This is a genomic window from Duganella sp. CY15W (assembly GCF_009857555.1).
In the GTDB taxonomy this organism is placed as follows: domain Bacteria; phylum Pseudomonadota; class Gammaproteobacteria; order Burkholderiales; family Burkholderiaceae_D; genus Rugamonas; species Rugamonas sacchari.
On sequence record NZ_WWCQ01000004.1, the window covers coordinates 348,793 to 361,250 of the forward strand.

Annotated in this window: 11 protein-coding genes; 5 read left to right on the plus strand and 6 right to left on the minus strand. The window is 62.4% G+C overall.

All coding sequences use genetic code 11. From position 1 onward, the window contains the following. Window positions 1–2 precede the first annotated feature (2 nt). The 3 genes from GTP58_RS21605 to GTP58_RS21615 are packed head-to-tail and all read right to left on the minus strand — an operon-like array spanning window position 3 to window position 2,517. Window positions 3–962 carry a PHB depolymerase family esterase gene (locus GTP58_RS21605; RefSeq protein ID WP_161079191.1) on the minus strand — a complete coding sequence of 320 codons (960 nt, stop codon included), beginning with the start codon at window positions 960–962 and terminating at the stop codon, window positions 3–5. A gap of 22 nt (window positions 963–984) precedes the next feature. After that, a complete protein-coding gene (gene proC / locus GTP58_RS21610; RefSeq protein ID WP_161079192.1) occupies window positions 985–1,809 on the minus strand; it encodes a pyrroline-5-carboxylate reductase in 825 nt (274 codons plus the stop codon). Window positions 1,810–1,812: 3 nt separating this feature from the next. Further along, entirely contained in the window at window positions 1,813–2,517 is a 705-nt protein-coding gene (locus GTP58_RS21615) for a YggS family pyridoxal phosphate-dependent enzyme (RefSeq protein ID WP_161079350.1), read from the minus strand. A gap of 71 nt (window positions 2,518–2,588) precedes the next feature. Here GTP58_RS21615 and GTP58_RS21620 point away from each other — a divergent pair, with 71 nt between their 5' ends. The 4 genes from GTP58_RS21620 (at window position 2,589) to GTP58_RS21635 (ending at window position 8,004) form a co-directional block, all read left to right on the plus strand. After that, on the plus strand, window positions 2,589–3,632 hold the full coding sequence (locus tag GTP58_RS21620) for a type IV pilus twitching motility protein PilT (RefSeq protein WP_072785404.1): 1,044 nt from the start codon (window positions 2,589–2,591) through the stop codon (window positions 3,630–3,632). A gap of 105 nt (window positions 3,633–3,737) precedes the next feature. Beyond that, on the plus strand, window positions 3,738–4,874 hold the full coding sequence (locus GTP58_RS21625) for a PilT/PilU family type 4a pilus ATPase (protein ID WP_161079193.1): 1,137 nt from the start codon (window positions 3,738–3,740) through the stop codon (window positions 4,872–4,874). Then, window positions 4,874–5,359 (plus strand): glutathione peroxidase, encoded by a 486-nt coding sequence (locus GTP58_RS21630; RefSeq protein ID WP_161079194.1) that lies wholly within the window; start codon window positions 4,874–4,876, stop codon window positions 5,357–5,359. The genes GTP58_RS21625 and GTP58_RS21630 overlap by 1 nt, the downstream gene beginning before the upstream one ends. Window positions 5,360–5,505: 146 nt before the next feature. Next, a complete protein-coding gene (locus tag GTP58_RS21635) occupies window positions 5,506–8,004 on the plus strand; it encodes a bifunctional diguanylate cyclase/phosphodiesterase (protein WP_229215687.1) in 2,499 nt (832 codons plus the stop codon). On the opposite strand, the gene glcF is transcribed toward GTP58_RS21635, so the two are convergent. Genes glcF through GTP58_RS21650 form a run of 3 tightly spaced genes read right to left on the minus strand, consistent with a single transcriptional unit; the run spans window position 7,996 to window position 11,774 of the window. Further along, window positions 7,996–9,216, minus strand: a complete 1,221-nt coding sequence (glcF, locus tag GTP58_RS21640; protein ID WP_161079195.1) for a glycolate oxidase subunit GlcF — start codon at window positions 9,214–9,216, stop codon at window positions 7,996–7,998. The genes GTP58_RS21635 and glcF overlap by 9 nt on opposite strands. Window positions 9,217–9,219: 3 nt before the next feature. Beyond that, window positions 9,220–10,293, minus strand: coding sequence for a glycolate oxidase subunit GlcE (gene glcE / locus GTP58_RS21645; protein ID WP_161079196.1), 1,074 nt, complete (start codon window positions 10,291–10,293; stop codon window positions 9,220–9,222). Window positions 10,294–10,295: 2 nt separating this feature from the next. Next, on the minus strand, window positions 10,296–11,774 hold the full coding sequence (locus GTP58_RS21650) for an FAD-linked oxidase C-terminal domain-containing protein (protein ID WP_161079197.1): 1,479 nt from the start codon (window positions 11,772–11,774) through the stop codon (window positions 10,296–10,298). Window positions 11,775–11,899: 125 nt separating this feature from the next. Between GTP58_RS21650 and GTP58_RS21655 the strand changes: the two genes are divergently transcribed. After that, window positions 11,900–12,457, plus strand: coding sequence for a suppressor of fused domain protein (locus GTP58_RS21655; protein WP_161079198.1), 558 nt, complete (start codon window positions 11,900–11,902; stop codon window positions 12,455–12,457). The last annotated feature ends 1 nt before the right edge of the window (window position 12,458 follow it).

A 12,458-nucleotide genomic window follows, 5' to 3' on the forward strand; every position in this document is an offset into this window, starting at 1 on the left:
ACTTACGGCGCGCGCTTGTTTTTGAAGAAGGCCCAGGTCTCATCGGCAAATTCAAGGTCGCCGTTCTGCTTGCCCAGTATCAGCCGCAGCGCCCATGGCACGGAATAGGCAATGCTGGGCTGAACGTGACCGGCATTTTCCATCTTGAGAAATTCCACCTGCACCTGTTGTGGATCGCCGCCCCACACATAGCGCACCAGCGAAGTGGGCGCCGATGCATCGCGCTGCCGCACCCTGGTGATGACCGGGGCGGCCGGCAACTGCGCCAATTCACGCCAATACGTCACCGTCGCCTCGGCGCTCAGCACCGAACCGCGCCCCTTGAGCCACATGCCGCCGACCTCGCCACCGTTGTAAGGCACGATGCTGTCGGCCGTTCCCTGCGCGACCAGTATCGGCAAGGCTCGCCTGGGCGCCGGGCACACCGACCTGGTGGGCATCAGCATGCTGGAAACGGCAACCGCCGCCAGACGCGGCGACAGTTCAGCGGCAGCGCGGTACACCATGCCGCCGCCATTGGACATGCCAGAAAGATAAACACGGGCAGGATCGGCGTTGTAGCGCCCTACCGCTACATCGATGAGTGCGGCAATCAAACCAACGTCATCGGTCTTCGGGCTGGTGGAGGCATCCGCGCGGCAGTCGTTCCAGCCGCGTTCATCATCGCTGCCCTTCCAGCCATCCGGCGCCATCACCAGCAAGCCCTCGCGGTCTGCCAGCGCCAGCCACGCGGCAGCGGGATCATTGATCTTGCCGCGGCCAAAAGTCAGCGCGGCGGAGGCCGAATGGCCATGCAGCAGTATCACGAGTGGCCGCTTGCCGTCCGCCGGGGTGGCCGGCTGCGCCAGCAGATAATGCCGCAGACCTTCCGGGCGCTGTAGCGACTCGTCAAGAATCGTCGCAGCACCGGCCGGCAAGGCGAAGGTGGCTGCAATCACGAGTAAGTAGCGTTTTACTAACATCGATGCAGCCTCTCCGGTTGGCTTAACTGGCGGAACCCAGCTCGTCGCCCAATTCCTTGCCGCGCGCGGCAGCGGCTTTCATGGCGGTGATGATGGCCGCCTTGACGCCGCCGCCTTCCATGCTGGTCAACGCCGCGTACGTGGTGCCGCCCTTGGACGTGACGCGCTCGCGCAGCAGCGACACCGGTTCGCTCGATTGCAGCGCCAGTTGCGCTGCGCCGGTAAAGGTCGCCAGCGCCAGCTGCTTGCCCTGCTCCGCGCTCAGGCCCATTTCCTCGGCCGCCTGCTGCATCGCCTCAAGGAAGTAGAACACATAGGCCGGACCGCTGCCCGACACCGCCGTCACCGCATCGATCTTGTTTTCATCGTCCAGCCACACGGTCGGGCCGACTGCGCGCAGGATGTCGTCTGCCGCCTTGACTTGCGCTTCGCTCACGCCCGCCATTGCCACCATGCCGGTAATGCCCATGCCGATCAGCGCCGGCGTATTCGGCATGCAGCGCACGATGGCGCCATAGCCGCCGAGCCAGCGCGACAGGTCAGCACTGCGGATACCGGCCGCAATCGAAATCACCAGCGGCTGACGAGATGGATCGATGAGCGGCAGCAGCTGCGCGGCCACCTCGCGCATGCTTTGCGGCTTGACCGCCAGCACGATCACATCGGCCGCCGACACCGCCGCATCGGCAGCGGGCGCCGTGGTCACGCCGTACTGCTTGTGCAAGCGCGCCAATGCCTCCGCGCTGGGATCCGCCACATGGATGTTGGCGCCTTCAGTGAGCTTGCCGGCCAGTCCCGCGATCAGGGCCGCAGCCATATTGCCGCCGCCGATAAATGCAATTTTCATGTCTCAAGCCTTGTTATAGTTTCGCGCGCCAAAAATCGCGCTGCCGACGCGCACCATCGTGGCGCCCTCAAAAATCGCCGCCCGCATATCGGCCGACATGCCCATCGACAGCGTATCCAGCGCCAGCCCGTCGGCCCGCAACTGCTCGTATAAAACGCGCAACTGGGCAAAGGCCGCACGCTGCTGCGCAAATTCCACAGCCGGCTCGGGAATGGCCATCAAACCGCGCAAGGTCAGGTTCGGCAACGCCGCGACCTGGCGGGCCAGCGCCGCCACGTCTTCCGGCGCGACGCCGCTCTTGCTGGCTTCACCGCTGATATTCACCTGCAGACAAATCTGCAACGGCGGCAAATCCGCCGGGCGCTGCTCGGACAAACGTTGCGCAATCTTCTCACGCTCCACCGTGTGCACCCAGGCGAAATGCTCGGCGATCGGCCGCGTCTTGTTACTCTGGATGGGACCGATAAAATGCCACGCCAGCGCGGGCGCACCGGCCTCCTGCACGGCACGGATCTTGTCCAGCCCCTCTTGCAGGTAATTCTCGCCAAACGCACGCTGGCCCGCCTCCACGGCCTCCAGCACCGCCTCCGGGCCGAACGTCTTGGACACGGCCAGCAACTCCACCGATCCCGGCTGGCGGCCTGATTCTTGGGTTGCGGCAACAATTGTCGCGGTGATGGCTTGCAAGTTCTGGCGGATCAGGGACATAATCATCGAGTAAAAAGCGTTAAAACGGCACGCATGGTGCACCCCGCAACGTCTGGGCACAGGGATTATAAATGGACATCTCCGAACTACTCGCATTCTCCGTCAAGAACAAGGCCTCGGACTTGCACCTGTCAGCCGGGCTGCCACCGATGATACGGGTGCACGGCGACGTACGCCGCATCAACCTGCCGCCGCTCGAGCACAAAGACGTGCACGGCATGATCTATGACATCATGAACGACGGCCAGCGCAAAGCCTACGAGGAAATGCTGGAAGTCGACTTCTCGTTCGCGATCCCGGGGCTGGCGCGGTTCCGCGTCAACGCCTACAACCAGGAGCGCGGCGCCTCGGCCGTACTGCGCACGATTCCGTCCAAGATCCTGAGCCTGGAAGAACTCAACGCGCCCAAGATCTTTGCCGAGTTTGCGTTGAAGCCACGCGGACTGGTGCTGGTGACGGGACCGACCGGCTCCGGCAAATCGACCACGCTGGCGGCCATGGTCAACCACCTCAACGAAAACGAATACGGCCACATCCTGACGATCGAAGACCCGATCGAATTCGTCCACGAATCCAAGAAATGCCTGATCAACCAGCGCGAAGTGGGGCCGCACACGCTGTCGTTCAACAACGCCCTGCGCTCGGCACTGCGCGAAGACCCGGACGCCATCCTGGTCGGCGAGCTGCGCGACCTGGAAACCATCCGCCTGGCCCTGTCGGCGGCGGAGACCGGCCACCTGGTGTTTGGCACCTTGCACACCTCCTCGGCCGCCAAGACCATCGACCGTATCGTTGACGTATTCCCGGCGGACGAAAAGGAAATGGTGCGCGCCATGCTGTCCGAATCGCTGCAAGCCGTGATCTCGCAAACCCTGCTCAAAACCAAGGACGGCAACGGCCGCGTGGCCGCGCACGAAATCATGGTGGCCACACCAGCGATCCGCAACCTGATCCGCGAAGCCAAGGTCGCCCAGATGTACTCGGCGATCCAGACCGGCAGCGGCGTCGGCATGCAGACACTGGACCAGAACCTGACCGACCTGGTCCGCCGCAACATCATCAGCGCCGCCGCCGCCCGCAGCGCCGCCAAAACCCCGGAAAACTTCCCTGGTTAAACTCCGGGGTCAGGTCCGTCATTTCTACACGGGCTCTGCTGTAACGCCGTTACAGCAGAGCCCGTGTAGAAATGACGGACCTGACCCCAATTTGAAGGAACGATTATGGAACGCGATCAGGCCTCTAAATTCATGTTCGATCTGCTGCGTCTGATGCAGGCGAAGAAGGGATCGGATTTGTTCATCACGGCTGGCTTCCCGCCCGCTGTCAAGATCGATGGCAAGATGACGCCGGTGTCGGCGCAGGTGCTGTCGCCTGCCCACACCATCGATCTCGCCCGTTCCATCATGAACGACAAGCAGGCCGCCGGCTTTGAGCTGACCAAGGAGGCCAATTTCGCCATCAGCCCGGCTGACATCGGCCGCTTCCGCGTGTCCGCGTTTGTGCAGATGGGTTCGGTCGGCATGGTGCTGCGCGTGATTAACAGCGATATCCCCAAGCTGGAGGAGCTCGGCCTGCCCGAGGTGCTCAGGGAAGTCATCATGGCCAAGCGCGGTCTGGTCATCATGGTGGGCGCGACCGGGTCCGGCAAGTCGACTACGCTGGCGGCCATGGTCGGCTACCGCAATGAAAATAGCTACGGCCACATCATCACGATTGAAGATCCGGTCGAGTTCGTCCACCCGCACAAGAACTGCATCATCACCCAGCGCGAAGTGGGCGTGGATACCGATGACTGGGAAGTCGCGCTCAAGAACACGCTGCGCCAAGCGCCCGATGTGATCCAGATTGGCGAGATCCGCGACCGCCAGACCATGGACCACGCTATCGCCTTCGCTGAAACCGGCCACCTGTGCCTGGCCACGCTGCACGCCAACAGCGCCAACCAGGCACTGGACCGCATCATCAATTTCTTCCCGGAAGAGCGCCGCCAGCAACTGCTCATGGATCTGTCGCTGAACCTGAAAGGCATGATTTCGCAGCGCCTAATCCCGCGCAAGGAGAGCAAAGGCCGCGCCGTGGCAATTGAAATCATGCTCAACTCGCCGCTGATCTCGGACCTCATCTTCAAGGGCGAAGTCCACGAGATCAAGGAGCTCATGAAGAAATCGCGCGAACTCGGCATGCAGACTTTCGACCAGTCGCTATTCGATTTGTACGAGGCTGACCTTATCACCTACGAGGACGCGCTGCGCAACGCCGACTCCGTCAACGACCTGCGCCTCACCATCAAGCTGGAGAGCAAGGCCGCCAAGAACCGCGACCTGTCCGCCGGTACCGAACATTTAAGCATACTCTGATGACCACTATTTTCGATCTCACCGCCGACAGCCTGTCTGGCACGCCAGTCAATCTGAGCCAGTACCAGGGCAAGGTCCTGCTGATCGTCAACACCGCCAGCGCCTGCGGCTTTACGCCGCAGTACAAGGGCCTGGAGGCGGTCTACCAGCAGTTCCGGGACAAGGGCGTGGAAGTGCTGGGCTTCCCGTGCAACCAGTTCGGCAAGCAGGAACCCGGCTCGGCCGAGGAAATCGGCGCCTTCTGCGAAAAGAACTACGGCGTTTCCTTCCCCATGTTCGCCAAGGTGGACGTCAACGGCGATCACGCCCACCCGCTGTTCCAGAAGCTGAAGAAGGACGCGCCCGGCATCCTGGGCACGGAAGGCATCAAGTGGAACTTCACCAAATTCCTGATCCGCAAGGACGGCACGGTCTACAACCGCTACGCGCCCGCCACCAAGCCGGAAGAACTCATCGCCGACATCGAAAAGCTGCTCGCGGAGTGACTTAAGGCAACAAAAGTGAAAAACGTTTACCAAAAAGCGTGCTATAGGTTAACTTTTAAGTAATAATGCGATTTGGTCCTTTCCTATCAAATCAGTTGCCTATGTCCTTGTTGGGAAAAATACTGTCGCCGTGGCTGCGGATGGGAATGTACTCCCGGCTGTTCGTGCCGATTTTTGCGATTATTGCGGTGGTGGTCGGCGTGCGCTACCACCTCATGCTGGCGTCCGAGACCAGCTATGCCAACGCCCGCTATCAAAAAGACGCCGGCGAGCTGGTGGCGCATTTGCGCAAGACGCTGGCGCCCGCGCTGGCAACGCCCGATCGCGGCAGCCTGGATACCACGCTGTCCACCGCGCTGCTGCTGAATCCCGACCTGTCCGCCGCACGGCTCGATTTCGCCGGCGGTCACCTGGAGGCGCTGCGCAGTGTGCCCGCCGTGCCGGACTATCCCGGCTGGTTCACCCGTTTCAGCACCATCACGCCGTTCAACCGCACCATCCATCTCGGCAATGCCACGCTGGCGCTGAGCTTTGAGCCGACATTGCCGCTGATGCAGGTCTGGCGCACCATCTACCAGCAAGCCATTATTTCAGTGGTCAACGTCACCGTCATCTACACGCTGCTGGGCCTCATCATCTTTGCCAACAAGCGCATGCTACGCCGGCTGGCCGACGCCACCAACCGCTTCCAGAGCGGCGACCACGATGTCCGCCTGCCAATCAGCGGCACGCTGGAAGCACGCATGCTGGCCAGTACCTTCAACAACATGGCGCAGCGCGTGCAGGCGCTGGTGCACAAGCTGCAGCAAAGCCAGAACGACCTGAGCGCACAGCTCACGCGCACCCTGCTGGCGCAGCAGCAGCTACAGGTGGAAAAGGACCGCATCGAAGTGACGCTGGCATCGATCGGCGATGCCGTCATCACCACTGATCTCACCGGCGGCATCGAAACCATCAACGAAGTAGCGCAACAGCTGACGGGATGGTCCGAAGCGCGCGCACGCGGCATGCAGCTGCACCAGGTGTTTGTTCTGGCGAATAACTTCGGCCAGCATTCGCTGCTCAAGTCGATGAAGGCGATTTATGCGGGCGGCGAGATGGTCAAGGTCGGCAACCAGAGCCTGCGCAACCGCATGGGCCAGACCAGCACCGTGGAGTACACGGCCAATGCCATCCGCACGCCGCAAGGCGAGGTGCAAGGCTCGGTGCTGGTGTTCCGCGACGTCACCGAACGCCGCCAGCTGATGCAGCAAATTTCCTGGCAGAGCAATCACGACATTCTCACCGGCCTGCCCAACCGCACCGCGCTGGCCCAGCGTTTCGAGCAGGAGGTGGAGCGCGCGCGGGAACATGGCCATCTGCTTGCAGTCTGCCTGTTTGACCTCGACCACTTCCAGCACGTGAACCAGTCGCTGGGCCAGGCCGTGGGTGACGAGATCCTCAAGCAGGCCGCCAGCCGCCTGCACGATTTCGCCGGCCAGCGCCATTATGTCGCGCGGCTGGGCGGTGATGAATTCGTGCTGCTGCTGCCGGAACTGAACGACCGCGCCGCCATCGAATACGCCATGGGCAAACTGATGGCGGCGCTGGCGCGCGATTATGTCTGCGACGGCGAAGCGGTCAGCATGTCGGCCAGCGTCGGCATTGCAGTCTACACGGGCAACGACATCAGCGCCGACAGTCTGCTGCGTCACGCCGACCAGGCGCTGTACCAGGCCAAGATCACCGGCCGCAACCGCCACCACTTCTTTGACGCCGACCTGGATGAACAGGTACGCACGCACCACAACCGCCGCACCGAGGTACGCGCGGCAGTGCGCGCCAATGAACTGGCGCTGTACTACCAGCCCAAGCTGGACATGCGCAAAGGCCGCATCATCGGCATGGAGGCGCTGCTGCGCTGGGAGCATCCGCTGCGCGGTACCATCTCGCCTGGCGACTTTCTGCCCATCGTGGAGCACAGCGATGTGATTGTGGACATCGGTGAATGGGTACTGCGCGAAGCCCTGCGCCAGCTGGAATCCTGGCGCGCGTTCGATGCGGACTGGGTGATCAGCGTGAATATCGCCGCCCGCCATTTCCAGCGCCATGATTTTGTCGAGCGCCTGAAAGGCATCCTGGCCGAATTCCCGGACGTGCCGCCGCATATGCTGGAGCTGGAGATACTGGAATCGTCGGCGCTCAGCGACATCAGCCACGTGCGCAGCATCATGCTGGATTGCCAGGCGCTGGGCATCAGCTTTGCGCTGGATGATTTTGGCACCGGCTACTCGTCCATGTCCTACCTCAAGCGCTTGCCCGCCGATGTGCTGAAGATCGACCAAAGCTTCGTGCGCAATATGCTGGTGGACCGCGATGACCTGCATCTGGTCAGCGCCGTGATTGGCCTGGCGCGTTCATTTGGTCTGGGCGTGATTGCGGAAGGTGTGGAAACCATCGAACATGGCGCCATGCTGATGCGCCTCGGTTGCGATCTGGTACAGGGCTATGGCATCGCACGTCCGATGCCGGCAGATGACGTGCTGGCATGGGTGGCCAGCTTCGACACCGCCACTGTATGGCAAGCTGCCGCCAGCCTGCCACCGATTATGAGCCTGCACGACAACAGCGCCGCCGGCGGCACCTCGCAGATGGCCTTAATTTAAGGCGCGGTCGATCAGCTCTATCCAGTGCATCACCGGCGTTTCAGTGCCGGATTGCAGATGCGCCGTGCAACCGACATTGGCGGAAACAATGGTCTGCGCGCCCGTCTCCACCAGGTTGGCCAGCTTGCGGTCACGCAGTTGCAGCGACAGCTCCGGTTGCAGCAGCGAGTAGCTGCCCGCCGAGCCGCAGCACAGATGGCTGTCGGCACACAGCACCACATCCACACCGGCTGCACGCAGCACACTCTCCACTTTGCCCCGGATCTGTTGGCCGTGCTGCAGCGTGCACGGCGGATGGTAGGCCACGCGCCCCGCTGAACTGCTGCGGACACGACGCGTCAGCGCTTCTTCAAACTGCGGCATCACTTCACTGAGGTCGCGCGCCAGCGCTGAAATGCGCGCGGCTTTTTCCGCGTAGACTGGATCGTGCGCCAGCAGATGCCCATATTCCTTGACCGTGACGCCGCAGCCGGACGCCGTCATGACAATGGCTTCGACGGTATCGACATACGGCCACCAGGCATCGATATTGCGGCGCATGTCATCCAGCGCGGCTTCCTGCTCATTCATATGGTGCCGCAGCGCGCCGCAGCATCCGGCCCTGGAGGCGACCATCAGCTGCACGCCCAGCGCATCCAGCACGCGCGCGGTGGCGGCGTTGATGTTGGGCGCCATGGCAGGCTGCGCGCAGCCATCCAGCACCAGCATCTTGCGCGCATGCTCGCGCGCCGGCCACACGCCGGCGTTCTGGCGCTGCGGGATCTTGTCCTGCAACGCGGGGGATAAAAGGGGACGGAAGATCTGGCCGGCCCGCAGCGCAGCACTGAACACCGGCTTGCGCGTCAACCCTTCGATCAGCACCTTGCGTTTGATACGTTCGCCCAGCGGACGTTGCACGCGCTGTTCCACCACCTGGCGGCCGATATCGACCAGGCGGCCATATTTCACGCCCGACGGACAGGTGGTTTCGCAGTTGCGGCAGGTGAGGCAGCGGTCCAGGTGCGTCTGCGTACTCGCAGTGACAGGGGCGCCTTCCAGCACCTGCTTGATCAGGTAAATCCGGCCGCGCGGCCCATCCAGTTCATCGCCCAGCAGCTGGTAGGTCGGGCAGGTGGCCGTGCAAAAACCGCAGTGCACGCAAGCGCGCAAGATGGCATCGGCTTCTTCGCCCTCGCGTGTGTGCTTGATGAAATCGGCAAGATTGGTTTGCATAATTCAGTACATGCGGCCAGGATTGAAGATACCTGCAGGGTCAAACGACTGCTTCAGGCGTTCATGGATTTTCGCCATGGCCGGCGCCAGCGGATGAAACACGCCCACGCGTTTGTCAGCGCAGCGGAACAAGGTGGAATGCCCTCCGGCTGCAGCGACGCTGCGGCGTATTATGCCCGCGCGCTCCTCGACACAGCCGCCGGCATCGCTGCCCGTGGCTTCGTCGGCATCGATCGCCAGCCAGCGCTGCGCCCCGCCCCATTCAATCAACTGCTCGCCGCGCAGGACGATGGCGCTGGCGTGCGAGGGCACGGACATGCGCCACAAGCTGGCGGCCTTGAAGTACGGGTGCGTCTGGTCGCGCAACGACGACCAGAAGGCATCGGCACCATCCAATACCTGCCCACCCAGCTTGCGCTGCGCCGCTTCCACTGCCGCGTCGGCGCCGGACAGCCGCAGCGACAGCACGCCCCGATGCCAGCAGCTGGCCGATATCGGCAATGGCTGGCCGGCCCATTCATTCAAACGCCTCAATGCGTCGATTTCGCTCATCTCGAAGCGCAGGCTGGCCTCGCGCAGCGGCAACGGCAGCACCTTCAGCGACACTTCCAGTATCAGTCCCAGCGTACCCAGCGAACCGGCCAGCAAGCGCGATACGTCGTAGCCGGCCACATTCTTCATCACCTGGCCGCCAAAGCGCAGCACTTCGCCACGGCCGTCCATCAGCACCGCGCCGAGTACGAAGTCGCGCACCGCGCCAGCGCTGGCACGACGCGGGCCGGAAAGCGCGCTGGCCACCACGCCGCCTATCGTTGAACCCTCATGGCGCGGCGGTTCAAATGCCAGCATCTGGTTGTGCTGCGCCAGCAGCGCTTCGATCTCGGCCAGCGGTGTACCGCAGCGCGCGGTGATGACCAGTTCCGTCGGTTCGTAAGACACCACGCCGCTGTAGCCGCGCGTGTCCAGTATCTCGCCGCTCAGCGCCTGGCCATACCAGTCCTTGGTGCCGCCGCCCCGGATGCGCAAGGGCGCACTGGCGTTGCGTATGCGGGCGGCGAAATCGTCGTGAGAAGTCATCGTCAAAAACGGGGAAGGTTGGAGAACGGCATCGCACCACCGCTCACATGCATCTTGCCGAATTCTGCGCAACGATGCAGCGTCGGGATGGCCTTGTCGGGGTTGAGAAGGCCATGCGGATCAAAGCTGCGCTTGACCGAAAAGAATGCCTCCAGCTCCGCCGGTGCAAACTGCACGCACATGGAATTGATCTTCTCGATACCCACGCCATGTTCGCCGGTGATGGTGCCGCCCACTTCCACGCACAAGGCCAGGATTTCGGCGCCAAACGCTTCCGCGCGATGGAATTCATCGGGGATGTTGGCGTTGAACAGGATCAGCGGGTGCAAATTGCCATCGCCCGCATGGAACACGTTCGCGCAGCGCAGGCCATATTTGGTTTCCATTGCAGCGATGCCCGCCAGGACCTCGCCCAGGCGCTTGCGTGGAATGGTGCCGTCCATGCAGTAGTAGTCGGGTGAAATGCGGCCCGCAGCGGGAAAGGCGTTCTTGCGGCCGGACCAGAATCTGAGGCGCTCCGCTTCGGTCTGCGATACGGCAATCGCAATCGCACCGGCCGTGTTCAGTACCGCCGACATGCGGGCGATTTCCTCTTCCACTTCTTCGATGGTGCCATCCGCTTCGCACAACAGGATGGCGGCGGCCTCGGTGTCATAGCCCGCTTTCACAAACGGCTCCACCATCCGCGAAGAAGTCTGGTCCATCATCTCCAGCCCCGCCGGAATAATCCCCGCGGCGATGAGCGCAGCGACTGCGTGGCAGCCCTTCACCACTTCATCAAACGACGCCATGATGACGCGTGCGGTGGCTGGCTTGGGCACCAGCTTCACTGTCACTTCCGTCACGATGCCCAGCATGCCTTCGGAACCGATAAACACCGATAGCAGATCCAGGCCCGGCGCATCCAGCGCCTCGCTGCCCAGTTCCACCACATCGCCGTCGATGGTCACCATCCGCACGCGCAGCACGTTATGCACCGTGAGGCCGTATTTCAGGCAGTGCACGCCGCCCGAGTTCTCGGCCACGTTGCCGCCGATGGTGCAGGCGATCTGCGACGAAGGATCAGGCGCGTAGTACAAACCATATGGCGCCGCCGCTTCCGAGATCGCCAGATTGCGCACGCCCGGTTGCACGACAGCCGTGCGCGAATACGCATCCATCCGCACGATGCGGTTCAGGCGCGCGGTGGACAGCACCACGCCATCCGCAATCGGCATCGCGCCGCCGGACAGGCCCGTGCCGGCACCGCGCGGCACCACTGGCACACCCAGCTCGCGGCATACCTTGAGCACCGCCACCACCTGCGCCTCGCTATCGGGCAGCACGACAATCATGGGCAGCTGGCGATATGCCGCCAGGCCGTCGCACTCATACGGACGAGTGTCCTCCACCGCCGACAGCACAGCGCGCGCTGGCAGCACATGCTGCAACGCGGTACAAACCTGCGCCCGGCGGGCAGTAAGATCAGTAACAGTGTTCATTGGGTCGTGCACCTGAAAACACACATTGAGACACGATTGTAAGCACAAACGCCTCCCAAGGCGAAATACCCCGCCGATTTGTTGTATTCTTTCGGGCGCAGCTACTTCAACTACTGGAACAGAGTATGGAACACAATTTTGAACAGGCCTGGCTCCTGGCGCTGGAAGAACGGTTCGGCGTACAGGCCAAGATTGGCCAGATCGCGCTGGATAACCGCCCGCGCATGCTGATCTATTATTTCGAGGACTTCCCGGCCAAGGACATGCTGACCGCAGTCACCTCCGGGCTCTCCAACGCCAATCACCCGAACTGGGTGCACGGCAAGCCTGAACTGAGCTTCTCGCTGTACACCAAGGATACCGGCTGGGGCAGCGCTGCCGCCTATATCGCGCAATCCTTCTTCAACGACAGTTCGTTCCACTACCAGGCGTCGTTCAAGCTCGATCACCCGATGTCCAAGGACAGCGCGATGAACGCCTGCTTCGTCTACCGTCCACCGTTCATGAACGAAGAGCAGATCAAGTTCGAACTGCCGGACCGCACCATCTTCCTGGCCGGCCTGTTCCCGATGTACGACGAAGAAATCAAGATGTACGAAACCATCGGCACCAAGGATTTCTGGAACACGCCTGGCTTCGATCCCTACAACCCGCGCCGCGCAAGCATCGCCAACCAGGGCTGAC